The organism is Pseudarthrobacter sp. rb (assembly GCF_056389225.1).
Genome location: NZ_JBWJAR010000001.1, coordinates 548,056 through 574,311, shown reverse-complemented (window position 1 = coordinate 574,311; position 26,256 = coordinate 548,056). Strand labels below are relative to the sequence as shown.

The following is a 26,256-nucleotide window of genomic DNA, read 5'->3' as shown; positions in this document are numbered from 1 at the left end:
TGGTTCTCTCCGGGTCTAACCCTTCGCCGGGGACCCGGGCACCAGTGCCGCCACTGACTCCAGGAGGGCACGGACAATCGGGTAATCGGCCGGAATCCACGGCAGCCCAAGGACTGCTTCGCTGTCCTGCAGCCGGATCCAGCGCAGTTCGTCATGGTCTTCCAGGGGTGCAGGTTCTCCACGGGTCACCTCGGCGAACCACACCCTCATGCTGGCCCGGTCGTTGAGGGGCCAGCCGGCCGGTGTTTCCGCCGGCAGTTCTGCTCCCAGCCGCACTCCGATTCCCAGCTCCTCGGCCAGCTCCCGTACCAGCGCCGCTTCGGGAGCCTCGCCGTGTTCCACCTTGCCTCCGGGGAACTCCCACAGCCCGGCGAGGTGCTCCGGAGCGCTCCGCCTCGCCACCAGCAGTGCCGTTGGATTGGCCAGCGAGTCCACCACGGCTCCGCCCACTACCTGAATCAGTCCAGTCACCGGCCCATTCTATGGGCCACAATGGGAAGGTCCAGGAACGTCAGTTTGCGTTCGTCCGGCCGAAGCGCCGGGAATAGCTCCTGCCTGCCAGGGGTTTGCCAGACTGTCCGGACCGTCCCGCCCCACTGCCGTGGCATCCGTCCCCGTTCCAGATCCACCTTTGACGAGAAGCAGGCATATGAGCAGCGTTATTTCCCCGTCCACGGCAGCCCGCACCAAAACCCCCAACGTCGGCATGGCCATCTTTGCCCTGGCCATGGGCGGGGTGGGCATCGGCGTCACCGAGTTCACCATGATGGGCCTGCTCAAGGAAGTGGAACAGGGCCTGGGGATCAGTACTCCAGAGGCCGGGCACCTGATCTCCGCCTACGCGCTGGGAGTAGTGGTAGGTGCTCCGCTCCTTGCCGCCGTCGGCGCCAGGCTGCCCCGCAAGAAACTGGCACTGGGCCTCCTGCTGTTCTTCACCGTGGCCAACCTGACCTCTTTCATGGCCCCTGACTACGGGTCGATGCTCGTTTCCCGCTTTGCCGCCGGGCTGCCCCACGGGGCGTTCTTCGGAGTTGCAGCCGTCATCGCTGCATCCCTGGTTCCCCCCACCCGGCGGGGCTGGGCCATCTCCATGGTCATGGCCGGGCTCAGCGTCTCCAACGTGGTGGGCGTCCCGTTCGCCACGTGGCTGGGCCAAACCTTCGGGTGGCGCCTGCTGTTTGTGCTGGTCGGCGCCATCGGCCTGCTGGCCCTGGCCATGGTGTGGAAATTCGTCCCGTTCCAGCACGCCCACCCCGATGCCAGCATCCGTCGCGAACTTGGCGCCCTCAAACGGCTCCAGGTCTGGCTGGCCCTCCTGGTGGGCATCGTGGGCTTCGGCGGCTTCTTCGCCACCTACACCTACATCGCGCACACCATGACGGCTGTGGCCGGCATCCCGTCGGGGCTGCTCCCCCTGGTGGTGGCGCTCTACGGGCTGGGCATGGTGGCCGGAAACATTGTCGGGGGCAGGCTGGCCGATAAATCGGTCATGGGCACCCTCTACCGCGTCCTCCCGGCCATTGCCGTTGCCCTGGTGGTTTACGCGGTGGCAGCCCACTGGCAGTGGAGCGCCATGGTGATGGTGTTCGTGGTGGGAGCTTCCGGTTCCATGCTGATCCCCGCCCTGCAGACCCGCCTCCTCGATGCCTCGCCGGATGCACCGTCGCTGGCATCTTCCCTCAACCATGCCGCCCTCAACGTCGCCAACGCACTCGGCGCGTTCCTCGGTGGAGTGGTCATCGCCCTCGGCTGGGGCTTTGTTGCCCCGGCACTCGTCGGCGCCGTCCTGGCCGTCCTCGGTTTCGGCGTCGCCCTCCTCAGCGGCTTGCTGGAACGCAAGAGGCCGCTGGCGGGCTAGGCTGCCGACCGCCGTGTGCCCCGCCGTCACGGCCCCTCCAACTCCCGGCCGCGTGAGGCTCCTAACGATGCGGCAACGCCCTTTTTGGGGCTACTGACTTTGCGGGGTGCTTATGTTAGCTTGAGGCTCATCGGGACTATTAATCCCGGTCACAATGAGGAGGAGACATGGGTTTTCTTGCTTGGATTATTCTGGGCCTGATTGTCGGGGCCATCGTTAAAGCCGTTATGCCCGGACGGGTCGGCGGCGGCTGGGTTACCAGCCTCATCCTGGGTGTCGTTGGAGCCATCGTTGGCGGCTGGATTGGCAGCCTCCTGTTCAACAAGGGCGATCTTGCCTTCTTCGACCTCGGCACCTGGATTCTCGCTATCGTCGGCGGCCTGGTTGTCGCCGGCATCTACGGAGCCGTCACCGGACGCGGAAAAGCCAGCCGCGCTCCCTGATAACTCTGTCCAGCAACAACCATCGGGCCCCGGATTTCCGGGGCCTTTCTTTGTGGCCCGCAATAATGCTGCCCCGCAGGTGAACATGGGCGCCCGGGAATCCCGCTGGGCGCAGGCCGCCAACCGCCGTCGTGCGCCCCTACCCGGCGCGGACCTGCCCGGCGGCAGTATCGGGGCGGCGCTGGGAACGGGCGCTGGCGTAGAGGCACACAGTGGCCGCCGTTCCAAGATTGAGGCTTTCGGCCGCACCGTAGACCGGAACCGCAACCCGGTGGTCCGCAAGTTCAAGCTCCTCAGCCGAGAGCCCCTGGGCCTCATTCCCAAAGAACCAGGCGGTCGGTGCAGCGAGGTCAAAGGCGGATGCAGGGCCTTCGCCGGTGAGCCTGCGGCGCGCGTTCTCGTCCTGCAGGACATCCAGGTCCAGCTGCCCGTAACCGTCGGCAGCGAGGACGCCGATGCCCCGGGCCTTGCAGGCGGCAGCCAGTTCCGCAGGATCCGCAGCCAGGACGACCGGAAGATGGAACAGCGACCCCGCGGTGGAGCGGACCGCCTTGGGGTTGTAGATATCTACGCTGGACGCCGTGAAAATGACGGCGTCGGCGCCGGCCGAATCGGCCGCACGCAACACGGTGCCTGCATTCCCCGGGTCCCGGACCTGGCACAGCACGGCAATCAGGCGCGGGCCGGCGTCGAGCACGTCCGCCAAGGCGACGTCCACGAACCTGCAGACGGCCACGATTCCCTGAGGGTTGACGGTGTCCGCCATGGCCGCCAGGACCTCGTCGGTGGCCAGCCGGGCGTTGGTGCCTTCGGCGAGCTCTTCGAATTCGGGGAAGCGGTCCAGGCAGCTTTCGCTGGCGAATACCTCGGTAACCACTCCGGGCGCTCCCGCCGAGAGGCGCTGCTGGTGGAGCTTGAGGGCTTCCCGGACCGCCTGCGGCCCCTCGGCAAGGAACTGGCCGCGCTTTAAACGGGCCGGGCGCCCTGCGAGCTTTGCCACGTCCCTGACCCGATCGGCTCGGGGGTTGGATAGTGGAAGATCTTGCGGGCGCCCGGTTTCGTTCATACAAGAACTGTAGTAGCTGACGCTTCCAGTTCCTGAACTGGCCCCTCAGGCGAGGGGCGGCAGCGACTGCTAAGCTGCGGCAACCTTCTTGGCGGAGGTGTCTGCCGGCAGGGAGTCCTTGGCCACCTGGACCAGTGCGGCGAAGGCGTTGGCGTCAGAAACGGCAAGCTCGGCCAGCATGCGGCGGTCAACCTCGACCTCAGCGGCCTTCAGGCCCTGGATGAGGCGGTTGTAGGTGAGGCCGTTGGCGCGGGACGCAGCGTTGATGCGCTGGATCCACAGGCGGCGGAAGTCGCCCTTCTTCTTCTTGCGGTCACCGTAGCTGTACACAAACGAGTGCAGCAGCTGTTCCTTGGCCTTGCGGTACAGGCGCGAACGCTGTCCGCGGTAACCCTTCGCCCGTTCAAGAACAACCCGGCGCTTCTTGTGGGCGTTGACCGCCCTCTTCACACGTGCCACGTGCGTACTCCTTCGAAAATCTGATCCCAAGCATCTGTTGCCGGTGTTCCGGCGGCCTGAGAAGGCTGTTTGGCAGGTGACGGACCACCGGTAAGCGGTCCATCAATAAACTTGGAAACTAGATGCCGAGCATCTTCCGGATGACCTTGGCGTCGCCCTTGAAGACGATCTTGTCGCCGGCAAGGCGGCGGGTCAGGCGGCTGGACTTGTGCTCCAGGTAGTGGCGGCGGTTGGCCTGCTGGCGGCGCAGCTTGCCGCTGCCGGTCAGCTTGAAGCGCTTCTTAGCACCACTGTGGGTCTTCATCTTCGGCATGGGAACCGATCTCCTTACGTTTCTGCGGACCCGGGGGCCGGCAGTTCTATCGCGCAGCCACCCCTGCGGGCAGCATGCTGGTTGCTGACTGCCGGGGACACGCCCCGGCAGCTGTGAACTAGTTGGTCTTCTTACCGGCCGGCTTCGGCACTGCCTTGGGGGCAGGGCGGGCAGCAGGCTTCGGTGCAGCAGGCCTGGCCACCGGCTTCGGCGGCGCAGGCACACCAGCCGGCTTCGGCGCCGCCGGTGCGGCCGCTTCCGGCTTGGCGGCAGCTGCAGGCTTAGGCGCCGGAGCGGCCGCCTTCGGTGCAGCAGCCTTGGGAGCGGCAGCCTTCGGGGCCTCCTGCTTCGGAGCTTCCTGCTTCGGAGCGGGAGCCTTGGCGGCTTCAGCCTTCGGGGCCTCCTGCTTCGGAGCTTCCTGCTTCGATGCGGGGGCCTTGGGGGCTTCCTGCTCAGGAGCGGCAGCAGGCGCTTCAGCCGGGGTGCTGTCGGCGGCCGTTGCCTCCGGTTCGGTGGAAACGGTGAAGCCTTCCGGCAGGAGGTCCGCCAGTGACTGGGTCATGGGGGTCTGGTCCTTGCCGGAGGTGTCAACGCGTCCTTCGGCTTTGGCTTCGTTCTGTGCCTTCGCTTCGGCGCGCTGGGTTGCCCGGCGTGCTTCCGCCTTGGCCTCAGCCTTGTTCTTCAGCGGGCCAACCACCATGACCATGTTGCGGCCGTCGATGCGGGGGCTGGACTCCACCACGCCGACTTCGGCGACGTCGTCGGCGAAGCGCTGGAGCAGGCGGATGCCCATCTCCGGACGCTGCTGCTCACGGCCACGGAACTGGATCATCGCCTTGACCTTGTCCCCGGCGCCGAGGAAGCGCAGGGCGTGGCCGCGCTTGGTCTCGTAGTCGTGGGTGTCGATCTTCAGGCGGAAGCGGATTTCCTTCAGAACCGTGTTCGTCTGGTTCTTCCGGGCCTCACGTGCCTTGACCGCGGCCTCGTACTTGTACTTGCCGAAGTCCATCAGCTTGCACACCGGAGGCTTCGCCTGAGGTGCAACTTCAACGAGATCAAGGTCGGACTCGGCAGCCAGGCGCAGGGCATCCTCAATACGGACGATTCCTACCTGTTCACCTGCAGGTCCGACCAGCCGCACCTCGGGGACGCGGATACGCTCATTGATTCTTGGCTCGCTAATGTTAAAGCTCCTGTGTTTGTTGTTGAGTCCGGCAAATGAAGAAGGCCCCCAATTGCCGGAGCAATCGAAGGCCTCAAAGAGGTTGGACCGGCAACCCGTAAAGGACTGCACGCGCACGATGACGGCAAATGCCGGCCCATGCCCAACCAGGTACCCGGCAACCTTGCGCCCCTGCAGGTTCCAAAGGAACGGGCGGGACAACGGCTGACGCGGGTGGGAGAGAACTCCGCTTGCAAACTGGAAGCCATACTACAGAAAAAATTCCCGTCAACGCCGCGAAGCACTGTTGGGAACCTGATCGTTTGGGACGATCCCTGAAATAACGACATCCAGTCGGTCTGTGTCAAGCTTACCAGTATGAGCACCTCAGACAGTAATTCGTACGTCTTCGAGCCCGGCGAAGCAGGCGCAGACGTTTCACAACAGATCCGCGACATCTCCGAAGTTCCCGCCGTCGAGGTCATCACCACGGCCGCCGTGCACCTGATGAGCGCGGCCGCGGTAAAGCTTGGCCTGGCCGCAGAGGACAACGCAGCCGAACTCAAGGACCTCGACGAGGCCCGGAAGCTGATCACCGCACTGGCCGGCCTGGTGACCGCGGCGGCCCCGGAGATCGGGTCCCAGCACGCAGGGCCCTTGCGCGACGGCCTGCGGTCCCTGCAGCTGGCTTTCCGGGAAGAGTCGCTGATTCCGGACGCACCGGGCAAGGGCCCGGGTGAAAAGTACACCGGAGCCGTGAACTAGGGAGCAGCTCCCCCAAGCAGCGTCCGACGGCGGGACGGCCTTCACAGGTCGTCCCGCCGTCGTGCTTTAACTCCCCACTGGACGGGCCCGCTCAGGCGGCGGCGCGGCGGCGGCGCTGCTGGAGCGCCAGGCCCACCAGGCAGAGCAGCACGCCGGCGGCGCCGACGGACACGAAGCCGCCGGAGGGACCCATGATGTCGATGAAGACCCCGGCGAGGGGCGAACCGAGCGCAACGCCGGCGGTCAGCGCTGAGCCGTACCAGCCCATGGCCTCCCCGCGCCGTTCCTCCGATACCAGGTCCGCGACCTTCTCGGAGGCCGCGGACAGGACGGGGGCGCAAAGCAGGCCGGGGAGGACGGAGACCAAGGCAAGCGTCCAGGTGTCGTGGGCGAAGGCCATGGGCAGGGTCAGCGCGGCCATGCCCAGCAGCAGGATGACAGGTGGAATGGGCCGGTGCATGGCGCCGTATATCAGGCCGCCCAGCACGGAGGCAGCGCACCAGAAGACAAAGACGATCCCGATTTCGCTCTGGTGGCCGCCGGTTTCCAGGGCCGCGACAATGCCGACGTCGGTGCCGCTGAGGACCATGCCCGCGCCGGCGGCAACGGCGAAGAGTGCCGCGACCGTGGCGGTGAACCAGGCGAAGCCGCCGGCCAGTCTTCCCCGCAGGCCGCTTTGTGCCGCGCTGGTGGCCGCGCCGGCAGGGGCCAGCTCCGCGGCTGCTTCCTGGACATGCACCGGGGCCGTGGAGACGACGGCGACTTCCGCAGCGTGCTGTTCATCTTCCATGCACTCGACTGTTTGGTCCGGGCTGCGGGTGGGCGGGTTGAACCACATGAGGAACAGCCCGGCGAGGGATGTAGCCACGCCCACCACTGTCAGGCCCGCAATAGTGTGGCCGCTGGTGGCTACGACGGCGCCGGCGGCCGGGCCGATCATGAACACGAATTCCGTGGTGATGGCATCCAGGGCGAACGCCGTGCGCCGCTGGTCACCCTCGGCCAGGACACCCAGGGATTGCCGCACCACGCTGAAGATGGGCAGTGTGAGCAGGCCGCCCACGAAGACCAGCGGCAGGAGCCACTGGTACGACACATGGGGCACGATGGACCAGATCACGGTCTCTGAGACGACCGACGGGATGAGGGCGGTCCGCAACCCCACGGTATCCACGCGCCTCCCCCGCCACGGCGCCCCCAGGGCAATCCCGATGGTCATGACGGCCGCTGCAGCGCCGGCTGCGGCGTAGCCCTGGCCCAGGGTGAGGACGATGTGCAGGGTCAGCAGGACCCCTGCGGCTGAATGCGGGATGCGGGCAACCATGCCCACCAGCAGCAGCCGCCGAATCGGCCGGATAGCGAGCAACTCCCGGTAGAGAGCGAAATTCACGAAGCGGTCCTTCAGGGTATTCCGCTGTACCGGCGGGGATCACCCATCCTGCAGCGGTTAATCGGGAGCGCGCCTCAGTTTGATTTCCAGCGAGTCGACGCGCTCCCCAAACAATACATTCCGCGACCACTCCGACTGCAGGCCGGCCACGAGCCCCTGCACACCGGCAGCGTCGAGGCCGTCTTCAAGGTACAGCACCACTTGCAGCTCCGGCCCGGCACCGCCGCCTGGAACCACAGAGCCGTCGGCGGCCCTGGCGGCCACTCCCCTGCCAGGCAGCAGCTCCATGCCGCGGACAGCCGCGAAGCCGGTGGCAACGTTGCCCATCTCGGCGGCCAGCTCCTGGTCACTGTAGGAAGGGGTCCAGCCATGCTGCTTGGCGAGGGCCCAGACACCGGGCCTGCGCACCACGAACGTCACGTCGGCACCCGGATCCAGGACCAGGAGTTCTGCCCCTTCGGCGACGGCCGAGAGCGCCGCCCGCGCGGCATAGACGGCCACCGGCCGGGCCTCGGGATGCCATGCGGACAATGCGGCTGCCGACGTGAAGGCCGGCAGCGCAGTCCGTCCGTCCGCAGCCTTCAGCGTCACCAGCGCCATGTCCGCCTGTTTGTCGGCGTGCAGCCCGTGCTCTGTTTCTGCCTCTTCAGCCAGCTGCGCCACGATGGGAATGAAGACCCGGACCGTGGCCAGTGACGCGACGACATCCGCCTCATCGCCCCGCCCCTCGCGGAGCGCGGCAATGGCGGCGAGGTAGCCGGCGTCGGCCGTTCCGTCGTCATCCTCGAAGTTATGGATCTTCGCGTCCTCACCGGCGAGGCTGCGGCCGGCCCATGGCTGTCCCGCGGAATCCGTGGCACCACCGGCGCCGGCAAGCGCCGCCGCGATGTGTCCGGGCAGGTGGCGGGCGGGAGGGCTTACCGGTTCTTCGGAGCTGGGCATGGCGGGGCTGCTTTCCCCGCGCCTAGCGGCGGCCGGCGACGTCGAGGGCCTCGGGCAGCGTGAAGGCTCCGGCGTAGAGGGCCTTGCCCACAATGGCGCCTTCGACGCCCAGGGGAACCAACGAGCGGAGGACCTTGAGGTCGTCCAGGCTGGAGATGCCGCCGGAGGCCACCACGGGCTTGCCGGTCTTCTCCACCATCTGGCGCAGGAGTTCAACGTTCGGGCCCTGCAGGGTGCCGTCCTTGGTCACATCGGTCACCACGTAGCGGGCGCAGCCGGCCTCTTCGAGGCGGCCCAGCACGTCCCACAGGTCTCCACCCTCCTTCGTCCAGCCGCGGCCGGCCAGGGTGGTCCCCCGGACGTCAAGGCCGACGGCGATCTTGTCGCCGAAGCGCTCGATGGCCCGGGCAGTCCACTCCGGGTTTTCGAGTGCTGCGGTCCCGAGGTTGACGCGTGCGACGCCCAAATCGAGGGCTGCTTCCAGCGTTTCGTCATCGCGGAGTCCGCCCGAGAGCTCCACCTTGATGTCCAGCCGGCCCACCACCTCGCGGAGCAGGTCGGCGTTGGAGCCGCGCCCAAACGCTGCGTCAAGGTCCACCAGGTGAACCCACTCGGCACCCTGCTGCTGCCAGTTCAGCGCCGCTTCGAGGGGGGTTCCGTAGCTGGTTTCGCTGCCCGCCTCGCCCTGGACCAGCCGGACGGCCTGGCCGTTGACGACGTCGACGGCAGGCAGCAGTTCAAGTACCGGCAGGTCATGTGCGGTGGTCATACTCATCCTCGGTGTTGGTTCTTCGGTTTCGGGCAAAGGCGATTGGAATTCGGCGCGTTCAGGCAGTGCCGCAGAGCCCCTGGATCAGCCGGCCGGCAGCGTGAGCAGGTAGGCGGCGACCAGCGACATTGCGGCCAGGACATAAAAGGCCACCAGGGTCCAGAGGGGCTTGCGCTGCTGCCGGAACGAGATGCCGCCGCCAATCAGCAGGCCGGCGAGGCCCGTCAGGAGTACGGGCCACATCTAGGCGTCACTGCCGGCGTCGGCCGCCGGGGCGCCAGAGTCAGCGGCGGCCGGCTTGCGCAGGCCTTCGACCCAGTTGTGCAGGAGCCGCGCGCCGGCATCGCCGGACTTTTCGGGGTGGAACTGGGTGGCGCAGAGCGGGCCGTTTTCAACGGCGGCGATGAACGGTCCGCCGTGCTCGGACCAGGTAACCAGGGGCGGCGCCATCCGAGGCTGGATGACGTCGAAGTTCCATTCCTGCACGCCGTAGGAGTGCACGAAGTAGAACCGTTCGTTTTCCACGCCGGCAAAGAGTTTCGAGCCTTCGGGGACCTTGACGGTGTTCCAGCCCATGTGCGGAACAACTTCGGCGGGGAGGGCCTCCACCTTGCCGGGCCATTCGCCGATGCCCTGGGCTTCGGTACCGTGTTCAACCCCGGCCTCGAACAGGACCTGCAGGCCCACGCAGATACCAAGGACCGGGCGGCCGCCCGCCACGCGGCGGCCGATGAGCCGGATGCCGTCCACGGCCTTGAGCTCGCGCATCACGGTCTCGAACGCGCCGACGCCTGGCACCACCAGGCCGTCCGCGTTCAGCACATCTTCCGGCTTCGAGCTCAGGATCACTTCCGCGCCGGCACGTTGCAGGGCGCGCACGGCCGACCGGACGTTCCCGGACCCGTAGTCCAGCACCGTGACCGTGGGCTTACCTTCCGGCGACGGCAGCCTGCGCGACACCGACGGGTCGATGACTGCCCCGTCCTTCAGGACCTGCCCGCTCACAGCGCACCCTTGGTGGACGGGATGCCTTCAACCCGCGGATCCGGTTCAACGGCGGCGCGCAGGGCACGGGCAAAGGCCTTGAACTGTGCCTCGACGATGTGGTGCGGGTCCCGGCCGGCGATCACGTTCATGTGCAGGCAGATGCCGGCGTGCAGGGTGATGGCCTCGAAAACGTGACGGGTCAAGGACCCTGTGAAGTGGCCGCCGATCAGGTGGTATTCCTGGCCCGCCGGCTCACCCCCGTGCACCAGGTACGGGCGGCCGGAGACATCCACCACTGCGTTGGCAAGCGCTTCATCGAGCGGCACGGTGGCCTCACCGAACCGTCGGATTCCTGCCTTGTTGCCCAGGGCAGTCCGCAGGACCTCGCCGAAGGTGATGGCGACGTCCTCCACGGTGTGGTGGACGTCGATGTGGGTATCTCCGGTGGCCTTGACCGTCATGTCGATCAGCGAGTGCTTGCACAGGGCGGTCAGCATGTGGTCGTAGAACGGCACCGAGGTATCGATGTCCGATACGCCCGTTCCGTCGAGGTTGATCTCCACGAGTACGGAGGACTCGCTGGTGGCACGCTCCATGCGGGCGGTCCGGGCAGCAGCCGTATTCGATCCGGTTGGACTCATGGTGAAGGATCCTTAGTGCGAGAAGGAGTGGTTCAAGGCGACCAGCGCCGCAGTATCAAGTCTAGGCGTGAAGCGCGGCGTGGCCGGCAAGGATGCGTTCCAGGGACGTGAGGAAGGCTGTGGTTTCCGCCTCAGTGCCTGCGGTGACCCGGAGGTGGCCGGGGATGCCCACGTCCCTGATGAGCACGCCCGCGTCCAGCAGTTCCTGCCAGACCTGGTGCGGATTTTCCAGGCCGCCAAAGAACACGTAGTTGGAGTCCGACGCGGCGGGCTTGAGGCCCATCCTGGTCAGTTCGGCCACGATGCGGTCCCGCTGCTTCTTGATGTCTTCGACGTCGGCCATGAGCGCTTCGCGGTGCTCAAGTGCTGCCAGGGCGGTGGCCTGGGTGATGGCGGACAGGTGGTACGGCAGGCGGACCAGCCGCAGGGCATCGGTGACCTCGGGTGCAGCGGCCATGTAACCGAGCCGGGCACCCGCCAGGGCGAACGCCTTGCTCATGGTGCGGGACACGATGAGCCGCTCACGGCCGGGCAGGAGCTTCAGGGCACTGGGAGTTCCGTCGTGCGCGAACTCGTGGTACGCCTCATCGACGATGACGATGGCCTGGCTGTCGGCACCGGCGTCATAGACGGCCTCCACGACGTCCAGCCCAAGTCCCGTCCCGGTGGGGTTGTTGGGCGAGCAGAGGAACACGATGTTCGGCTGCAGTTCCTTGACCTGGCGGGCGGCCGACTCCGCGCTGAGGTCATAGCCCTCCGCGCGTTCCCCGGTGATGTACTGCGTGTCTGTTCCGCTGGCCAGCAGGGGGTACATGGAGTACGTGGGCGGGAAACCGAGTGCGGTGCGGCCCGGACCGCCAAAGGCCTGGAGGATCTGCTGGAGGACTTCATTGGAACCATTGGCGGCCCACAGGTTGGTTTCATCGAGCCCATGCCCGAGGTATTCGGCCAAGGCCTTCCGGAGCGCGGTGAACTCACGGTCCGGATAACGGTTCAGGCCCGCAGCGGCCTCCGTCACAGCGGCACTGATGGCGGCGCGCACGTCGGCGGGAACACCATGGGTGTTTTCATTGACGTTCAGCAGGATGGGGACGTCCAGTTGGGGCGCCCCGTATGGGGTCAGGCCGCGGAGGTTGCTGCGGAGGGGAAGCCGGTTCAGACGTTCTAGCTGGTCGTTCACCTGAACAGTTTAGTTGCCGCGGCAACGACCGGAAAATGTGACGGTTCCTGTTCGCCCTCGGCATGTCCCGCGGCCGCCCGCTTCACGTGAGGCGCCAGCGCAGGCAGCGGGCCCTGGCAGCCGGCGGAGGCGGCAGATCCAGCGGCTGCGGACAATCAGTGGGTGGGGACGAAGAGCTGCTGGCCCGGAAGAACGGTGCCCGCGGCAAGGTTGTTGAGCTGGACGATGTCCGCCACGACGTCCCGGGCGTCCCGGTCCGGAGCGACGGCGCCCGCAATGGCCCACAGCGACTGGCCGGACTGCACGGTCACCGTGACGGTGGGCGTCACCGCAAGGTCGGCGGCCGAGTCCGACGCCTTGGCCGGGGAGTGGAAGAGGCCCGAAAGCGACAGCAGGAGTACAGCCAGGAGCACGAGCGGAACTCCGATCAGGACGATCCTCCCCCGGCGGGTCAGCCGCAGGGGCGCGGACGAAGGTGAAACCTGGTGAAGAGATAAAGCTGACATGAACTAAGCCCTCCTGGACTTGCCGTGCTGCCCGGGTGTCCGCCCGCTGCTGCCTTGCCGTTCATACGCGCCGGGACTTCTCCCGGCCGCGTATTCGAATGGCGCATCTGCTGGTTAGAACACATGTTCGAACTTTGCTTGTTAAGTTTTAGCACCTATCAACGAACAATGTCGAGACTCGCTAGAACAAATGTTTGAAAAAGCAATGTGGCTGGCCTAGTTTTGAAACCACAGAACAACCACCACTGAAGTTGAACAGCAGGGTCTGACAATGACAGTGGGAGTCCTTCCGGCGGCACTGTGGAACAGCGGCACACGGAAGATCCGGCGGCAAGCGAAAGGCATTGGCGAATATGGCAGCAGCAGCCGCCGGGGGCAGGACCGCCCCGCAATCCAAGAGGACAGCCAAGGGGCTGACCCCTCGGCAGAAAAAGATCCTCGAGACCATCCAGCGCTCGGTCAATGAGAACGGGTATCCGCCCTCCATGCGCGAGATCGGCGATACCGTCGGCCTTGCGAGCCTGTCCAGCGTGACCCACCAGCTTTCCCAGTTGGAGAAGCTGGGTTACCTGCGCCGCGACCCCAAGCGGCCGCGCGCCATGGAAGTGCTGATGCCGCTCACGCTGGACGGCGGGGGCAAAGGCGCCGGTGCGTCTCCTGCGCCGCAGGCTGCGGGCGGGGGCGCCACGGTCACCGAACTGCCTACCGCACTGGATACGGCCATGGTTCCTTTGGTGGGCCGGATTGCCGCCGGCGGGCCCATCCTCGCCGAACAGCTCGTGGAGGATGTCATGCCGCTGCCCCGCCAGCTGGTGGGCCAGGGCGAACTTTTCATGCTCAAAGTGGCTGGCGACTCCATGGTGGACGCCGCCATTTGCGATGGTGACTGGGTGGTGGTGAGGCGCCAGGCTGACGCGGCCAATGGGGACATTGTTGCTGCCCTGCTGGACGACGAGGCGACCGTGAAGACGTTCCGCCAGCGCGACGGCCACACGTGGCTGCTCCCCCAGAACACGCAGTACGAACCTATCCTGGGCGACCACGCCACCATCATGGGCAAGGTCGTCTCGGTCCTGCGTTCCCTCTAGCCTGCGCACGCCTGCGCGGCATCCGCGCAGGCGTTGTCCGGCAGTCCGTCAGGAAGCGTCGGCACCAAGCCGGTTGAGCGCGGCCAGCGCCTTGGCGCGGTCGGTGGTGGCCCAGAACGGGGGCAGCGCACCGCGCAGGAATCCTGCATAGCGTTCGGTGGCCAGCCGTGAGTCCAGGACGGCCACCACGCCTTTGTCCCCGGTAGACCTGATCAGGCGCCCGGCACCCTGGGCGAGCCGGATGGCCGCGTGGGTGGCGGAAACGGACATGAAGCCGTTTCCCCCTGCCTGCGCCACGGCACGCGAACGCGCCGTCACCAGGGGATCGTCCGGCCGTGGGAAGGGTATGCGGTCTATGACCACCAGCCGGCAGGATCCTCCGGGAACGTCGACGCCCTGCCATAGGGACATAGTGCCGAAGAGGCAGGTGTCCGGTTCGTCGGCGAATTGCTTGACCAAGGCGGTCATGGTCGACTCGCCCTGGCAGAGAACAGTCATATTGAGCTTGGGCCGGAGGGCGTCGGCGGCCTCTTCGGCCGCCCGCCGCGAGGAGAACAGGCACAGGGCGCCCCCGCCTGATGCCTTGATGAGTGCTTCGAGTTCTGACAGCGCTTCCTGTGACACGCCGCGGCCGGGCTTGGGCAGGTGGCCGGCGACGTAGAGGATGCCCTGCTTGGGATAGTCGAAGGGCGAGCCAACATCCACGCCCGTCCAGCTGGGGGCCCCGTCGCCTACCAGGCCCAGTCCCCCGGCCGCCGGTTCAAAGGCGGAGCCGATGGCCAGGGTGGCAGAGGTCAGCACGACGGTGTGGTCTGCGAAGAGTCCCTCCCGCAGCCTGCCGGCGACGGACAGCGGGGCTATGTTGATCAGCACCGGCGCACTGTCATCGGGCTGTGAGTATCCCTGGCCGGGATCGAAGGTGCTGGCGCGGGAGAACCACACCACTTCGCGGTTCTCGCGTGCAGCAATGAGCCTTTCGCAGAGTTCCAGGATGAGCATCAGCCGGGAACGCGCCAGCTGCCGCCCGCCGTCGGCTGTGGTGTTGCTGTCCCCTTTGGAATCGGACAACGCGGCCCGGCACGCTTCACGCAACTGGTCCACGCAGTCGAGCTGTTCATCGTTCAGCCCGTTGGGAAGCAGGCCGTTCGGTGCGCCGGCAAGGGCCAGTTCCAGGTTGGCAGCTGCGGCGTTCAGGGCGTCAACGGTGATGGCGGTATGTTTCCGGGCACCCGAAGCGGCAGCGTGGACCATAGCCACGGACAACTGTCCGGACACGGCGCCAGTGACCCGGTCCTGCAGTTCGTGCGCTTCGTCCACCACCACGACGTCGTATTCGGGCAGGACGGCAAGTCCCTCGAACGCGCTGACGGCCAGCATGGCGTGGTTGGTGACCACCACATCGGCCTCGGCTGCGTCTTGCCGGGCGAGTTCGCTGAAGCATTCGGCGGCCATCGGGCATTTCTGTGCCCCCAGGCATTCCATCGACGTCACGGAAACCTGGCGCCAGGCGCGGTCGGTCACGCCGGGCAGGAGCTCGTCCCTGTCGCCGGTGGTTGTCTTTTCGGCCCATTCGCGGAGCCGTACCACTTCCTTGCCGAGCTGCGACGATGGTCCGCCCACCGAAGCAGCGAAATGTGGAACGCTGGTGTCCTCTCCCAGGGAGAAGAGCTGCCCTTCCGATGGTTCCTCTGACGGGAAACCGCCTTCAAGCTTGTGGCGGCAAACGTAGTTGGACCGCCCCTTGACCAAGGCAACCTTGACCGGCCGGTCCAGTGCCGGCGTGATGTTCTTCAGGAGCCTGGGCAGGTCCCTGCCCACAATCTGGGTCTGGAGTGCCAGCGTGGCCGTGGACACCAGGGCCGGCTTGTTGCTTTCCAGGGCATGGGCGATAAGCGGTACCAGGTAGGCGAGCGATTTGCCGGTGCCGGTGCCTGCCTGGACCAACAGGTGGTTGCCGGTTTCGATGGCCCGGGCCACCTGGCGGGCCATTTCGTGTTGTCCGGTGCGGCTTTGTCCGCCCATGCCGGCGACGGCGCGGTCGAGCAGTTCAATAACGAACTGCTCGCCCGCCGTCTGCGCAGCTTCGCCGGCAGCAGGGTCAGTCATTGACGACGAATGGTTCCAGTTCAGACGCGAGGCCCTCACGGACCATCACGGCAGCCCTGGTGCCTGCCTCAACGTGGTCCAGGCTGAGGATTTCGGCGTCGGACTCGTGGAGCTTGCTGAGCAGGTCCCCGCGGTCGTACGGAATGAGCAGCTCCATCTTGACGGATGGCCGGGGAATGGACTCACTGATGGCCTTCAGCAGCTCCGGAATGCCCTCCCCCGTCCGGGCGGAGACCACCACGTGCCGCGGCTCGCGCTGCTTCAGCCGCTCCACCACGAAGGGGTCGGCTGCATCGGCCTTGTTCAGGACGATGATTTCGGGCACCTTGCGGGCATCGACTTCGCTGAAGACTTTCCGGACCGCTGCGATCTGCCCTTCGGGGTCGGGATGCGAAACGTCCACCACGTGCAGGATCAGGTCCGAGTCGGCGACCTCTTCGAGGGTGGAACGGAAGGCTTCCACCAACTGTGTGGGCAGCGACCGGACGAATCCGACGGTGTCGGCCAGGGTGTACCCCAGGCCGTCGGCGGTTTCGGCCTTGCGGACAGTGGGATCCAGCGTGGCGAACAGCGCGTTTTCCACGAGGACACCTGCGTCCGTGAGCCGGTTGAGCAGCGAGGATTTGCCGGCGTTGGTGTACCCGGCGATTGCTACCGAGGGCACTTCGTTACGACGGCGGTTGGCCCGTTTGGTCTCCCGAGCGGGCTTCATGGCGGCAATTTCGCGCCGCAGCTTTGCCATGCGGGTACGGATCCGGCGCCGGTCCAGTTCGATCTTGGTCTCACCGGGGCCACGGGAGCCCATGCCGGCAGCAGCGCCGCCCACCTGGCCACCAGCCTGGCGGGACATCGACTCGCCCCAGCCGCGCAGGCGGGGAAGCAGGTATTCCAGCTGTGCCAGTTCCACCTGGGCTTTGCCCTCGCGGCTCTTCGCATGCTGGGCGAAGATATCCAGGATCAGGGCCGTGCGGTCGATGACCTTGACCTTGACGATGTCTTCAAGGCCGCGGCGCTGGGAAGGTGCCAGTTCGGCGTCCACCACCACGGTGTCCGCGCCGGTGGACATGACGATGTCCTTCAGCTCCTGGGCCTTGCCGGACCCCAGGAAAGTCCCGGGGTCTGGTTTATCGCGGCGCTGCACCAACCCGTCGAGGACCTCCGAACCGGCGGTCTCGGCGAGTGCAGCGAGCTCACGCAGCGAGTTTTCGGCGTCGGCAAGCGTTCCTTCGGACCAGAGCCCGGCGAGGACGACGCGTTCCAGGCGCAGCTGCCGGTATTCGACCTCGGTGACGTCTTCGAGTTCGGTGGACAGGCCTGCCCGCCGGCGCAGCGCGCGCCTTTCCTCGAGGTCCTGCTGGTCGCCGTCATAGGTTGAGTGTTCTTCGTCAAGGCGGGAAATGGCCTGCGCCTTGCCAAGCACCGCTTTTCCACTGCCGCCTTCACCACCGGGCGTGCTGACGTTTCTGGCCGGTACGTCCTTGGCGAGGATCCGGTCGATGACAGCCTGGATCTCCTGCGGACTCATGTCCTGGGAGGCTGGTTCGGAACCGGTATTGGGCTGGCTGGTCATGGTCTCCTTTGAAGATTCGGCAGTTCCAGAATAGTGCTGATTGGGTGGAAGTTGGAAAGTATTCGCGCTGGGCTGACGGCCGGCGGTCATGCAGTTCTCCTGGTTGTTTCGCCGCCGGCTGCGATGCCGGGGCTCGAATGCCGCGTCAGGACGGCGGCAGGGCTGGAAAAGGCCGGAGAATGGCAGGAAGTGCAGCAGCAGGCTGACTTTCGAGTATTGTCCGGCGGCCGGCTCAGACGGAAAGGTCTGGCCGGTGCGCAAAGCGGAAGGCATGGAAACCTGCGTCGCTGCGGGACGGACTGTCGCTGGAGGACAGGCTGCGGGACGGGCATGGCCCGTACCGGCTACTCGAAGATCAGGAACATGCCTTCCAGCGTAGCAGAGGGCCTTCAGGCCGGTTTCCCATTACGCTGCAGGGGGAACTACTCTGGCCAGTTATGGAGTCCGCACACTATTTCAGCACGTCCCCTGCCGGCCCCTTTACCCGGAAGCCTTTGACGGTGGAATTGGCCGGTGAGACGCGACGGCTCCAGACCTCCACGGGCATCTTCAGCCCCGACGGAATCGACAAGGGCACCGCGGTGCTCCTCGCCGAAGTTCCGGCCCCGCATCCAAAGGGCAATCTCCTGGATATCGGGTGCGGCTGGGGTCCGGTGGCGCTCACTATGGCGCTGCTGGCCCCCGAATCAAAGGTCTACGCCGTGGATGTCAACGAACGCTGCATCACCCTGACCAACGAGAACGCCGCCGCGCTGGGACTGTCCAACGTCGTCGCCAGCACGCCCCAGGCCGTGGATCCCGGCATCCGCTTCGACACCATCTGGTCCAACCCGCCGATCAGGATCGGCAAGGATGAACTGCATGCCCTGCTCAAACTGTGGCTGCCGCGCCTGGCAGAGGGCGGCACCGCATGGCTGGTGGTGCAGAAGAACCTTGGCTCTGATTCCCTTCAGCGCTGGCTGGCTGCCGAACTGGACAGTTCCTTCACCGTGACCCGCGAATCGACGTCCAAGTCCTTCCGGATCCTGAAGGTCAGGAAAGCGTCCCACTCGCCACAATGACTGCGGGGCCGCTGAGCTCCACATGCTCGTGGCCGCCGGGGCCGGCGAAGAACTTCACGCCCACCGTTCCTCCCGGGACGTGGACCTGCCAGGCGTCGGGGGCTTCCGCCCCGGCCCAGTGCCTGATGGCGACGGCAGCAGCACAGGCGCCCGTCCCGCAGGACTGGGTCTCCCCCACGCCACGCTCGTGCACGCGCATGGTTACGGATCCGACGCCGTCATGGACCAGCGGTTCTGCCGGCACCACGAATTCCACGTTGGTCCCGTTCGCGGGTACCGGGTCGACCTTCGGGGCGGTGAACAGCCGGGTGCCCGTGAGCTCCGCAAGTTCAGCGAGGGCCACCACGGTGTGCGGGTTGCCCATGCTCACGGAGAGTGCCGGCCGGGGGACCTCCAGCCCGTCGGCGGTGACAAGGGAGTCCATGGCCTTGGCGCCGGCTTCACCGGGGAAAATGAACTCCCAGGGTCCCATGTCCACCGCGTAGCCGTCTCCGGTCCGGACCACGGTCTTGACGCCGCCCCGGGTGCCGATGGTGAGCGATCCGCCGTCGGGCAGGTCGATCAGGCCCTGCGTCCGCAGGAAGTGGACGAAGACCCTGACCCCGTTGCCGCACATCTCGGACAGGGAGCCATCGGCGTTGCGGTAATCCATGAACCATTCCGCGTCCGGAGTGCCGGCGAGCAGTTCCCGGCCCTCCGGCAGGAAGCGGGACGGGACGGCCCTGATCAGGCCGTCGGCCCCGATCCCACGGTGGCGGTCACACAGGGCGGCGGCCTGGTCGGCGCCGACTACGTGCGTCCCCTCGGGGTCCGCCACCAGGACGAAGTCGTTGCCGGTGCCGTGCCCCTTGGAAAAGCGGAGCCCGCTCAGTGTGCGCAGGGCGGGGCCGGTGGTTTCTGCGGGGGTAGCATTCATGATCCCAAGCGTAGCGGCGGGTGCTGCCGGTCCTGAAACCGCAGCTACCGGCACAACTCCGCTGCCTTGCCCACGAGCTCCGGATCCTGCCAGTCCAGCCACGTGATGCGGGGATCGGCGCGGAACCAGGTCAACTGCCGCCGGGCAAACTGCCGGGTGGCCACGATGGTTTCTTCCGCGGCAGCCTCAACGGTGGAGGCGCCGTCGAGGACCCGCAGGAACTGTGCATAGCCCAGGGCGCGGGATGCGGTTTTGCCGCGGCGCAGGCCTTTGGCATCGAGCATCCGGACCTCCTCCAGCAGGCCGGCGTCCACCATCCGGTGCACGCGCGCTGCCAGCCGGTCCCGCAAAACCCCGCGGTCCACGCCGAGGCCCACCTGGACGGCGGGCTGGTGGTACTCCCTCCGCGGCATGAAGGAGCTGAAGGGGCGCCCGGTGAGTTCGTGGACCTCCAGCGCGCGGATGATGCGCCGGGCATCGGAGACCCGGGAGGCGGAGGTGGGATCCACCCTCCGGAGCCTGCCCAGGAGTTCGCCTGTGCCGAGTTCCGCGTGCTCCGCCTCAAGCCGGGCACGCAGCGCAGGGTCGGTCCCCGGGAATTCCAGGACGTCCAGGGCGGCCCGGACGTACAGCCCGGAGCCCCCTGCCAGGATGGCGCGCTTGCCGCGCCCATGGATGTCGTCGATGGTTTCGCGCGCCTGGGCCTGGAAGTCGGAAACACTGGCTTCCTGGGTCACGTCCAGGATGTCCAGGAGGTGGTGCGGAACTCCCCTGCGCTCGGCCACCGTGATCTTGGCGGTGCCGATGTCCATGCCGCGGTAGAACTGCATGGCATCGGCGTTGATGACCTCGCCGTCCAGTTCGAGGGCAAGGTTGACGGCGAGGTCGGACTTTCCGGAGCCGGTGGGACCGACGACGGCGATGACGGGCGGGGCAGCCACCTGTCAGCGGGTGCGCAGCGGCAGTGAGGGCATGCCGAGGGAGACGCCCTTTCGTGCCTCTCCGGAACCGGGGACCGGCGCTCCGCAGGAGTCGGCCTGGGACCTGTCCCACGCGTCCCCTGCCCGTGAACGGCGAAGGCTGTAGTCCTCAGGCGTCGGGTCGGAGACCAGGTGGAAAGCCGCGGCCTCGGTAATGGTGACAGTGACGAGGTCCCCGGGCCTGGGGGCAGGTGCGCCCTCCGGGACCGAGAAATGAACCAGGCGCTGGTCCTGCGACCGGCCGGACAGCCGGTGGGTTTCCTCCGACTTCCGCCCGGACTGTGCAGTCACCATGATTTCGAGCCGGCGGCCTAGCTGCTTCCGGTTTTCCTCCGCGGCGATGCGGTCCTGCAGGGCGGTGAGGCGTTCGAAGCGTTCCTGGACCACGGCCTTGGGAAGCTGGTCGGGCAGTTCGGCCGCGGGCGTGCCGGGACGCTTTGAATATTGGAAGGTGAAGGCGGTGGCGAAGCGGGACTTTTCCACCACGTCCAGGGTGGCCTGGAAGTCCTCTTCCGTTTCGCCCGGGAAGCCGACGATGATGTCGGTGGAAATGGCGGCGTGCGGAATCCTTTCGCGGACCTTGTCCAGGATGCCCAGGAACTTGGTGGACCGGTAGGAACGCTTCATGGCCCGGAGGATGCTGTCCGATCCGGACTGCAGCGGCATGTGCAGCTGCGGCATCACGTTCGGCGTCTCTGCCATGGCGTCGATGACGTCATCCGTGAAGGCGGCAGGGTGCGGGCTGGTGAACCGGACGCGTTCGAGCCCCTCGATCTCTCCGCAGGCACGCAGGAGCTTGGAGAATGCCTGCCGGTCCCCGAATTCCACCCCGTAGGAGTTGACGTTCTGGCCGAGCAGGGTGACTTCAATGGCGCCGTCGTCCACGAGTGCCTGGATCTCGGCGAGGATCTCTCCGGGCCGGCGGTCCTTTTCCTTGCCGCGGAGGGCGGGCACGATGCAGAAGGTGCAGGTGTTGTTGCAGCCCACGGAGATGGACACCCAGCCCGAGTAAACGGAGTCACGTTTGGTGGGCAGCGTTGACGGGAAGACGTCCAGGGATTCCAGGATCTCCAGCTGCGCTTCATTGTTGTGCCGCGCCCGGTCCAGGAGGGCGGGAAGGGCACCGACGTTGTGGGTACCGAAGACTGCGTCCACCCATGGCGCCTTCTTCAGGATCGTCTCGCGGTCCTTTTGCGCCAGGCAACCGCCCACGGCGATCTGCATGCCGGGGTTGGCCGCCTTCACGGGGGCCAGGATGCCCAGGTTGCCGTAGAGCTTGTTGTCCGCGTTTTCCCGGACCGCGCACGTGTTGAAGACCACGACGTCGGCATGCTCGCCCTCGGCCGGGACGTAGCCCGCGGCCTCGAGCAGGCCGGACATCCGTTCCGAGTCGTGGACGTTCATCTGGCAGCCGAAGGTGCGCACCTGGTAGGTGCGGGGCAGGCCTCCGGTTTGCGGCACGGCCCCTGCTTCGACGGAAGGGGTGGCGCCGGGTCGGGGGGAAGGAATGGTCAAACTCACCCGTTAAGGGTACCGGCTTTGGAGGCCCCTGCTGTCGGGGTCCTGCTGGGAATCGAGGACATCGTTGACGATCCGGAACGCCTGCGAGGGCTGGTAACCCTTTCTTGCCAGCATGGACGCCAGGCGCCGCACCGCCTTGTCCCGTTCGACGGGACCGGACAGGTCTGTTCCGGGCCGGAGCTTGCGCTCAACCAGGGCGCGCGCGGCGGCCTCCTCATCGGCGTCAGTCAGTTGTTCCAGCGCTGACGCCGCTGTCTCCTGGTCGATGCCCTTTTCAGCGAGCTCACGCCTCAGGGCGCCTTTGGCCAGCTTGCGGGACTGGGCGCGGCTCCTGACCCACATGTCAGCGAATTCTGCGTCGTTGATCAGCCGGACTTCCTGGAATTTGTCCAGCACCGCCTCCGCGACGTGCTCCGGGATGTTCCGATCGGCCAGTTTCCGGGCAAGCTGCAGCCTGCTCTTGGGCGCCGCCGTCAGCTGCCGGTACACGATGGCCTGCGCCACCGTGAACGGGTCCGGTTCGGCGTCCGCAGCCTGCGGGTCTTCAGGGACTGCATACCCGTCCGGCACCCCTGTTGAGGAGGTGCCGGAACGGGGCCGCCGTGTTCGTGGTCCGGTCAAGGGCTAGAACCCGTCGACAGCTTTCAGCTTCGGAGCGTCCTTGGACTCATCCTCCGCCGGCTTGACCCCGACACCGAGCTTCTCCTTGATAAGGCGCTCCAGCTCGGCAGCCAGCTCAGGGTTGTCGCGGAGGAACCGGCGCGAGTTCTCCATGCCCTGGCCCAGCTGGTCACCGTCGTAGGTGAACCAGGAGCCGGACTTCTTGATGATGCCGTGCTCCACGCCCATGTCGATGATGCCACCCTCACGGGAGATGCCCTGGCCGTAGATGATGTCGAACTCGGCGACCTTGAAAGGCGGAGCCATCTTGTTCTTGACGATCTTCGCCTTGGTCCGGTTGCCGACGGAATCGGCGCCTTCCTTGAGGGTCTGGATCCGCCGGACGTCGATGCGGACCGACGCGTAGAACTTCAGCGCCTTACCACCGGTGGTGGTTTCCGGGGAACCGAAGAACACGCCGATCTTTTCGCGGAGCTGGTTGATGAAGATGGCGGTGGTCTTGGTCTGGCTCAGGCGGCCGGTGATCTTACGCAGTGCCTGGCTCATGAGCCGTGCCTGGAGGCCGACGTGGCTGTCACCCATGTCGCCTTCGATTTCAGCGCGCGGCACCAGGGCGGCCACGGAGTCGATGACGATGACGTCCAGCGAGCCGGAGCCGACCAGCATGTCCATGATCTCCAGGGCCTGCTCACCGGTATCCGGCTGCGAGACCAGGAGGGCATCCGTGTCCACGCCCAGCTTGGCGGCGTAGTCGGGGTCCAGGGCGTGCTCGGCGTCGATGAAGGCTGCGATCCCGCCCGCGCGCTGGGCGTTCGCCACGGCGTGCAGGGCAACGGTGGTTTTACCCGAGGATTCCGGACCGTAGATTTCGATGACGCGGCCGCGCGGGAGCCCGCCAATGCCGAGGGCCACGTCCAGGGCGATGGAGCCCGTGGGGATGGTTTCGATCGGGGCACGGACTTCGTCGCCCAGGCGCATGACCGAGCCCTTGCCGAACTGCTTGTCAATCTGGGCCAGCGCTGCTTCCAGCGCTTTTGCACGATCCGGGGCTGCCGCCATGGTTGACACCTCTAATGCTTTCTCGATGGTGGCCTACGCGGCCGTTTTATTGGTCATCTCTGACGCTAAGGGGACCCACTGACATTCCGGCCGGAGGACGACGGTTATGTGGATAAACCCGATGGAAAAAGCATAGCCTTATCCGAACAGGTATTCGAAGAGTGGAGTTCCTGCGGCGTGTCAGGAGGAAGGATCCCGGCCGCCCTCATCAAGGCCGGCCCGCCGTCAATCGCGGCGCGGGGCGATGTCGCGCCCGAGCCGACGTTCCGCCGGGACGTCCTGGACGTCGCAGACAGCAAGCCATACCCTCCGCGGTTCAATGCCCGCGGCCAGGGCCTGGTCAGCGGTGCGGCCGCCTACGCCGGCAAGGACCAGGGTACTGCTCAGCATGCGGGAGTACCCCGCACCGAACTCGTCATCCATGAGACGCCAGTACTCGCTGATTCGCATCGGTAAATCCTCTCATGATTGCGGACCCTAGAATTGTTGCCATGAGCAACTCCCCGGATCTCCCGCCGCGGCAGGACAAAGGCAACGACGCCGCCGACGCCGCGCTGCAGAATGTCGAACACCAGATCAGCCTCTTTTGGCGGCGGGCCCGGGCCATCTCCAACCAGCTCTCGCGCGAGGTCCATCCGGACATGGAGCCTGCCGCGTATGGGCTCCTGACGGTTATCCGCAGGGAAGGACCCATCCGGCTCACCGATCTTGCCATGAACATCGGGGTGGGCAAGCCGTCTGTCAGCCGGCAGATTGCCTTCCTGGAAAGCCTGGGCCTGGTGTCCAAGGAGGCGGACCCCCTGGACCGCCGGGCGCAGTCCATCCGGCTGACGCCGAAGGGCGAAGAGAAGATGCACCAGGTCCAGGACGCGCGGCGCCAGGTCTTCCAGGAACGGTTGCGCGAGTGGCCGGTGGAGGACCTGCAGGAACTGGCCCGGTGCATGGCCAAGCTGAACTCCACCTATGAGCGTGACGGGTTCGCCAGGGAAACAGCGGACGCATCAACTGCACAGGAAGACGCTCCCGACAACTAAGCGACAGCAGGAAGCCCCCGGCACGGCCGGGGGCTTCCTTATGTTTCCTGGTCCCACCCTGGGGTGGGGCTGCTTTTACCGGGCGCCGGAGAGGAGGCCCGTGGAGAGTTCGTCGTTCAGTTCAGTGTTGAGGTCGCGTTCGAGGTCACGGCCGTAACGCTGGGAAAATTCCTGCGGAACGGTGTCCGGAACTGCGACGCCTTCGGCTACTGCCACGCGGTCACTGACCTCGCGGAGCATGCTTGACAACGGAACATCCAGTGCCGAGCAGATCGAGGACAGAAGCTCTGATGATGCTTCCTTCTGGCCGCGCTCCACTTCGCTGAGGTATCCCAGGGAGACACGGGCACTGTGCGAAACTTCACGGAGCGTGCGCCCCTGACGCTGGCGGACATCGCGCAGGACATCACCGATTTCGTGACGAAGTACTACCATCTTGCGCTCCTTCTGTTCGCTCTTAGCCTGTTCGGCGAGGCCCACATCCTTCCAGCGGACAACGCCGTTTACGGATACGGGCTGCTTTACCATCTGTATCGCCTTGCTCCCTCATTGGTCAGGTCCGCCGCCGGCGAACCCGTCTTGGTCATTTCATCCTAGGCGCCTCCGCTCTCCGGAAGCGACACAATGTAATAACTAATCGGTACCGGCTTTTGTTCCCGGCAACTTTACGCCCGGTAACTTCACAGCCTGCGAGGGTCAGCCGGCCAGGGCCTCAAGCAGTCTTTCCAGGGCGGCGCCGCACGCAGCGGCGCGAATGTCCGGCCTGCTGCCGGTAAAGGTGTATTCGAAACCGGCGGTGCCGGCAGCCGTGGCAATGCCAATGTAAACCCGGCCTACGGGCTTGCCGTCGTGGGCCTCGGGACCGGCGACGCCGGTGGTGGAAAGCCCGACGTCGGCGCCCAGGACAGTGCGCGCCCCGGCGGCCATGGCACGGGCGACGTCGGGGTCGACAGAGCCGGCACGGGCCAGCAGGTCGGCGGGCACGTGCAGCACCGCGTCCTTCACGGAGTTCTGGTAGGCCACCACCCCGCCCTGGAGCATGCCGGAGGCTCCGGGCGTGTCGGCCAGGACCGCGGACACCATCCCGGCCGTTAAAGATTCCGCGGTGGCAACGGTCCGTCCTGACTCGAGCGCCTGCCTGACCGCCTGCGCGGCCAACTGGTGAAGGTTGCTCATGCCTGTTCCTGCCCTTCCACGGTCCCTGCCTGCCGCTTGCCCTTCGCACGGAGGCGCAGGGCTTCAATCACGTATTCAACGCCGGTCCACAGCGTGATCGCCACGGCGGCCATCATGACGGCGAACGCCACCCAGGACATCCACGGCGCGAACGCCCCGAACGGCAGCAGGTACAGGAAGATTGCCGCGGTCTGCACGACGGTTTTGAGCTTGCCGCCGCGGGAAGCGGGGATGACGCCGTAGCGGATCACGAAGAACCGCAGCGCAGTGACGCCCCATTCCCGGACCAGGATCACCAGGGTTGCCCACCAGGGCAGTTCGCCCAGCAGGGACAGCATCACCAGCGCGGAGCCGATGAGGAGCTTGTCGGCGATGGGGTCGGCAATCTTGCCGAAGTCGGTGACGAGGTTCCGGCTCCTGGCGATGTCGCCGTCGAGCTTGTCCGTGTAGATGGCCACAGCAAACGCGGCCACTGCCGCCCAGCGCCACGGACTGGAGGTGCTGTGCAGCCCGGGCGCATCGGCCACGAGGAACCACACAAAGAACGGGACCAGCGCGATGCGGATCATGGTCAGGACATTGGGAAGGTTCCAGACCCCGGCACGGCCCTGGCCGGCGGCGGTTGCATCAGTGCTAGTCACGG

The 26,256-nt window shown here is 66.4% G+C and carries 30 protein-coding genes; 6 read left to right on the top strand and 24 right to left on the bottom strand.

Annotated elements, in window-relative coordinates:
- Positions 1-15: 15 nt before the first annotated feature.
- Entirely contained in the window at positions 16-471 is a 456-nt protein-coding gene (locus ACWRN3_RS02560) for a (deoxy)nucleoside triphosphate pyrophosphohydrolase (protein WP_476739791.1), read from the bottom strand.
- A 178-nt stretch (positions 472-649) separates the two neighbouring features.
- Here ACWRN3_RS02560 and ACWRN3_RS02555 point away from each other — a divergent pair, with 178 nt between their 5' ends.
- Positions 650-1,858 carry an MFS transporter gene (locus ACWRN3_RS02555; RefSeq protein ID WP_476739790.1) on the top strand — a complete coding sequence of 403 codons (1,209 nt, stop codon included), beginning with the start codon at positions 650-652 and terminating at the stop codon, positions 1,856-1,858.
- A gap of 167 nt (positions 1,859-2,025) precedes the next feature.
- Positions 2,026-2,301, top strand: coding sequence for a GlsB/YeaQ/YmgE family stress response membrane protein (locus tag ACWRN3_RS02550; protein WP_159632311.1), 276 nt, complete (start codon positions 2,026-2,028; stop codon positions 2,299-2,301).
- 139 nt (positions 2,302-2,440) lie between these two features.
- Here the strand turns inward: ACWRN3_RS02550 and ACWRN3_RS02545 are convergent, their stop codons facing one another.
- The 4 genes from ACWRN3_RS02545 to infC all read right to left on the bottom strand — a co-directional run bounded on the left by ACWRN3_RS02545 (position 2,441) and on the right by infC (position 5,280).
- On the bottom strand, positions 2,441-3,367 hold the full coding sequence (locus ACWRN3_RS02545) for a TrmH family RNA methyltransferase (protein ID WP_476739789.1): 927 nt from the start codon (positions 3,365-3,367) through the stop codon (positions 2,441-2,443).
- 69 nt (positions 3,368-3,436) lie between these two features.
- On the bottom strand, positions 3,437-3,826 hold the full coding sequence (gene rplT / locus ACWRN3_RS02540) for a 50S ribosomal protein L20 (RefSeq protein ID WP_018763610.1): 390 nt from the start codon (positions 3,824-3,826) through the stop codon (positions 3,437-3,439).
- A gap of 118 nt (positions 3,827-3,944) precedes the next feature.
- On the bottom strand, positions 3,945-4,139 hold the full coding sequence (rpmI, locus tag ACWRN3_RS02535) for a 50S ribosomal protein L35 (RefSeq protein ID WP_009358635.1): 195 nt from the start codon (positions 4,137-4,139) through the stop codon (positions 3,945-3,947).
- Positions 4,140-4,257: 118 nt separating this feature from the next.
- Positions 4,258-5,280 (bottom strand): translation initiation factor IF-3, encoded by a 1,023-nt coding sequence (infC, locus tag ACWRN3_RS02530; RefSeq protein WP_255175068.1) that lies wholly within the window; start codon positions 5,278-5,280, stop codon positions 4,258-4,260.
- Between the two features lie 399 nt (positions 5,281-5,679).
- Between infC and ACWRN3_RS02525 the strand changes: the two genes are divergently transcribed.
- Complete coding sequence (locus ACWRN3_RS02525) at positions 5,680-6,066, top strand: DUF1844 domain-containing protein (protein WP_476739788.1); 387 nt, start codon at positions 5,680-5,682, stop codon at positions 6,064-6,066.
- Between the two features lie 91 nt (positions 6,067-6,157).
- On the opposite strand, the gene ACWRN3_RS02520 is transcribed toward ACWRN3_RS02525, so the two are convergent.
- From ACWRN3_RS02520 to ACWRN3_RS02485, 8 genes are all read right to left on the bottom strand, one after another.
- Positions 6,158-7,456: an MFS transporter gene (locus ACWRN3_RS02520; protein ID WP_476739787.1), complete on the bottom strand. Its 1,299-nt coding sequence runs from the start codon at positions 7,454-7,456 to the stop codon at positions 6,158-6,160.
- A gap of 57 nt (positions 7,457-7,513) precedes the next feature.
- Positions 7,514-8,398 (bottom strand): SseB family protein, encoded by an 885-nt coding sequence (locus ACWRN3_RS02515; protein WP_255175065.1) that lies wholly within the window; start codon positions 8,396-8,398, stop codon positions 7,514-7,516.
- A gap of 22 nt (positions 8,399-8,420) precedes the next feature.
- Positions 8,421-9,167 (bottom strand): bifunctional 1-(5-phosphoribosyl)-5-((5-phosphoribosylamino)methylideneamino)imidazole-4-carboxamide isomerase/phosphoribosylanthranilate isomerase PriA, encoded by a 747-nt coding sequence (gene priA / locus ACWRN3_RS02510; protein WP_159632316.1) that lies wholly within the window; start codon positions 9,165-9,167, stop codon positions 8,421-8,423.
- A gap of 84 nt (positions 9,168-9,251) precedes the next feature.
- Positions 9,252-9,410, bottom strand: coding sequence for a hypothetical protein (locus ACWRN3_RS02505; RefSeq protein ID WP_476739786.1), 159 nt, complete (start codon positions 9,408-9,410; stop codon positions 9,252-9,254).
- A complete protein-coding gene (gene hisH, locus ACWRN3_RS02500) occupies positions 9,411-10,172 on the bottom strand; it encodes an imidazole glycerol phosphate synthase subunit HisH (RefSeq protein WP_476739785.1) in 762 nt (253 codons plus the stop codon).
- The gene (gene hisB / locus ACWRN3_RS02495) at positions 10,169-10,795 is read right to left on the bottom strand and encodes an imidazoleglycerol-phosphate dehydratase HisB (RefSeq protein WP_224025616.1); all 627 of its coding nucleotides are present in this window, start codon (positions 10,793-10,795) and stop codon (positions 10,169-10,171) included. Before hisB ends, hisH begins: the two co-directional genes overlap by 4 nt.
- A gap of 61 nt (positions 10,796-10,856) precedes the next feature.
- Complete coding sequence (locus ACWRN3_RS02490) at positions 10,857-11,975, bottom strand: histidinol-phosphate transaminase (RefSeq protein WP_476739784.1); 1,119 nt, start codon at positions 11,973-11,975, stop codon at positions 10,857-10,859.
- 155 nt (positions 11,976-12,130) lie between these two features.
- Positions 12,131-12,481 (bottom strand): LysM peptidoglycan-binding domain-containing protein, encoded by a 351-nt coding sequence (locus ACWRN3_RS02485; RefSeq protein ID WP_159632320.1) that lies wholly within the window; start codon positions 12,479-12,481, stop codon positions 12,131-12,133.
- 353 nt (positions 12,482-12,834) lie between these two features.
- Between ACWRN3_RS02485 and lexA the strand changes: the two genes are divergently transcribed.
- Positions 12,835-13,569: a transcriptional repressor LexA gene (gene lexA, locus ACWRN3_RS02480; protein WP_255175060.1), complete on the top strand. Its 735-nt coding sequence runs from the start codon at positions 12,835-12,837 to the stop codon at positions 13,567-13,569.
- Positions 13,570-13,617: 48 nt separating this feature from the next.
- On the opposite strand, the gene ACWRN3_RS02475 is transcribed toward lexA, so the two are convergent.
- Positions 13,618-15,675, bottom strand: a complete 2,058-nt coding sequence (locus ACWRN3_RS02475) for an ATP-dependent DNA helicase (RefSeq protein ID WP_476739783.1) — start codon at positions 15,673-15,675, stop codon at positions 13,618-13,620.
- Positions 15,668-17,245, bottom strand: a complete 1,578-nt coding sequence (hflX, locus tag ACWRN3_RS02470) for a GTPase HflX (RefSeq protein ID WP_476739782.1) — start codon at positions 17,243-17,245, stop codon at positions 15,668-15,670. The genes ACWRN3_RS02475 and hflX overlap by 8 nt, the downstream gene beginning before the upstream one ends.
- Before the next feature lie 437 nt (positions 17,246-17,682).
- On the opposite strand from hflX, the gene ACWRN3_RS02465 reads away from it, so the two are divergent.
- A complete protein-coding gene (locus tag ACWRN3_RS02465; RefSeq protein ID WP_476739781.1) occupies positions 17,683-18,306 on the top strand; it encodes a class I SAM-dependent methyltransferase in 624 nt (207 codons plus the stop codon).
- Here the strand turns inward: ACWRN3_RS02465 and dapF are convergent.
- From dapF to ACWRN3_RS02435, 6 genes are all read right to left on the bottom strand, one after another.
- Positions 18,278-19,222, bottom strand: a complete 945-nt coding sequence (gene dapF / locus ACWRN3_RS02460; protein ID WP_476739780.1) for a diaminopimelate epimerase — start codon at positions 19,220-19,222, stop codon at positions 18,278-18,280. The genes ACWRN3_RS02465 and dapF overlap by 29 nt on opposite strands.
- Before the next feature lie 44 nt (positions 19,223-19,266).
- Positions 19,267-20,163, bottom strand: coding sequence for a tRNA (adenosine(37)-N6)-dimethylallyltransferase MiaA (gene miaA / locus ACWRN3_RS02455; protein ID WP_255175055.1), 897 nt, complete (start codon positions 20,161-20,163; stop codon positions 19,267-19,269).
- Positions 20,164-20,166: 3 nt separating this feature from the next.
- Positions 20,167-21,723, bottom strand: a complete 1,557-nt coding sequence (gene miaB, locus ACWRN3_RS02450; RefSeq protein ID WP_476739779.1) for a tRNA (N6-isopentenyl adenosine(37)-C2)-methylthiotransferase MiaB — start codon at positions 21,721-21,723, stop codon at positions 20,167-20,169.
- Positions 21,724-21,726: 3 nt separating this feature from the next.
- Entirely contained in the window at positions 21,727-22,227 is a 501-nt protein-coding gene (locus ACWRN3_RS02445; RefSeq protein WP_476739816.1) for a regulatory protein RecX, read from the bottom strand.
- Positions 22,228-22,347: 120 nt separating this feature from the next.
- Positions 22,348-23,403: a recombinase RecA gene (recA, locus tag ACWRN3_RS02440; protein ID WP_043455230.1), complete on the bottom strand. Its 1,056-nt coding sequence runs from the start codon at positions 23,401-23,403 to the stop codon at positions 22,348-22,350.
- A gap of 225 nt (positions 23,404-23,628) precedes the next feature.
- The gene (locus ACWRN3_RS02435) at positions 23,629-23,853 is read right to left on the bottom strand and encodes a DUF3046 domain-containing protein (RefSeq protein WP_255175053.1); all 225 of its coding nucleotides are present in this window, start codon (positions 23,851-23,853) and stop codon (positions 23,629-23,631) included.
- 41 nt (positions 23,854-23,894) lie between these two features.
- On the opposite strand from ACWRN3_RS02435, the gene ACWRN3_RS02430 reads away from it, so the two are divergent.
- The gene (locus ACWRN3_RS02430; RefSeq protein WP_255175052.1) at positions 23,895-24,437 is read left to right on the top strand and encodes a MarR family winged helix-turn-helix transcriptional regulator; all 543 of its coding nucleotides are present in this window, start codon (positions 23,895-23,897) and stop codon (positions 24,435-24,437) included.
- A 75-nt stretch (positions 24,438-24,512) separates the two neighbouring features.
- On the opposite strand, the gene ACWRN3_RS02425 is transcribed toward ACWRN3_RS02430, so the two are convergent.
- The 3 genes from ACWRN3_RS02425 to pgsA all read right to left on the bottom strand — a co-directional run bounded on the left by ACWRN3_RS02425 (position 24,513) and on the right by pgsA (position 26,254).
- Positions 24,513-24,965 carry a helix-turn-helix domain-containing protein gene (locus ACWRN3_RS02425; RefSeq protein WP_018771597.1) on the bottom strand — a complete coding sequence of 151 codons (453 nt, stop codon included), beginning with the start codon at positions 24,963-24,965 and terminating at the stop codon, positions 24,513-24,515.
- A gap of 168 nt (positions 24,966-25,133) precedes the next feature.
- Positions 25,134-25,613, bottom strand: coding sequence for a CinA family protein (locus ACWRN3_RS02420; protein ID WP_324644698.1), 480 nt, complete (start codon positions 25,611-25,613; stop codon positions 25,134-25,136).
- A complete protein-coding gene (gene pgsA / locus ACWRN3_RS02415) occupies positions 25,610-26,254 on the bottom strand; it encodes a CDP-diacylglycerol--glycerol-3-phosphate 3-phosphatidyltransferase (protein WP_255175051.1) in 645 nt (214 codons plus the stop codon). The genes ACWRN3_RS02420 and pgsA overlap by 4 nt, the downstream gene beginning before the upstream one ends.
- Positions 26,255-26,256: the final 2 nt, after the last annotated feature.

Bases quoted from the DNA above. Each gene is read 5' to 3' on its own strand.
- ACWRN3_RS02545 (WP_476739789.1), bottom strand. From the start codon at position 3,367: ATGAACGAAACCGGGCGCCCGCAAGATCTTCCACTATCCAACCCCCGA.
- recA (WP_043455230.1), bottom strand. From the start codon at position 23,403: ATGGCGGCAGCCCCGGATCGTGCAAAAGCGCTGGAAGCAGCGCTGGCC.
- ACWRN3_RS02475 (WP_476739783.1), bottom strand. From the start codon at position 15,675: ATGACTGACCCTGCTGCCGGCGAAGCTGCGCAGACGGCGGGCGAGCAG.
- lexA (WP_255175060.1), top strand. From the start codon at position 12,835: ATGGCAGCAGCAGCCGCCGGGGGCAGGACCGCCCCGCAATCCAAGAGG.
- ACWRN3_RS02550 (WP_159632311.1), top strand. From the start codon at position 2,026: ATGGGTTTTCTTGCTTGGATTATTCTGGGCCTGATTGTCGGGGCCATC.
- ACWRN3_RS02515 (WP_255175065.1), bottom strand. From the start codon at position 8,398: ATGCCCAGCTCCGAAGAACCGGTAAGCCCTCCCGCCCGCCACCTGCCC.
- ACWRN3_RS02465 (WP_476739781.1), top strand. From the start codon at position 17,683: ATGGAGTCCGCACACTATTTCAGCACGTCCCCTGCCGGCCCCTTTACC.
- ACWRN3_RS02525 (WP_476739788.1), top strand. From the start codon at position 5,680: ATGAGCACCTCAGACAGTAATTCGTACGTCTTCGAGCCCGGCGAAGCA.
- dapF (WP_476739780.1), bottom strand. From the start codon at position 19,222: ATGAATGCTACCCCCGCAGAAACCACCGGCCCCGCCCTGCGCACACTG.
- priA (WP_159632316.1), bottom strand. From the start codon at position 9,167: ATGACCACCGCACATGACCTGCCGGTACTTGAACTGCTGCCTGCCGTC.
- ACWRN3_RS02425 (WP_018771597.1), bottom strand. From the start codon at position 24,965: ATGGTAAAGCAGCCCGTATCCGTAAACGGCGTTGTCCGCTGGAAGGAT.
- ACWRN3_RS02505 (WP_476739786.1), bottom strand. From the start codon at position 9,410: ATGTGGCCCGTACTCCTGACGGGCCTCGCCGGCCTGCTGATTGGCGGC.
- hisB (WP_224025616.1), bottom strand. From the start codon at position 10,795: ATGAGTCCAACCGGATCGAATACGGCTGCTGCCCGGACCGCCCGCATG.
- ACWRN3_RS02420 (WP_324644698.1), bottom strand. From the start codon at position 25,613: ATGAGCAACCTTCACCAGTTGGCCGCGCAGGCGGTCAGGCAGGCGCTC.
- ACWRN3_RS02435 (WP_255175053.1), bottom strand. From the start codon at position 23,853: ATGCGAATCAGCGAGTACTGGCGTCTCATGGATGACGAGTTCGGTGCG.
- hflX (WP_476739782.1), bottom strand. From the start codon at position 17,245: ATGACCAGCCAGCCCAATACCGGTTCCGAACCAGCCTCCCAGGACATG.
- ACWRN3_RS02555 (WP_476739790.1), top strand. From the start codon at position 650: ATGAGCAGCGTTATTTCCCCGTCCACGGCAGCCCGCACCAAAACCCCC.
- ACWRN3_RS02430 (WP_255175052.1), top strand. From the start codon at position 23,895: ATGAGCAACTCCCCGGATCTCCCGCCGCGGCAGGACAAAGGCAACGAC.
- rpmI (WP_009358635.1), bottom strand. From the start codon at position 4,139: ATGCCGAAGATGAAGACCCACAGTGGTGCTAAGAAGCGCTTCAAGCTG.
- ACWRN3_RS02485 (WP_159632320.1), bottom strand. From the start codon at position 12,481: ATGTCAGCTTTATCTCTTCACCAGGTTTCACCTTCGTCCGCGCCCCTG.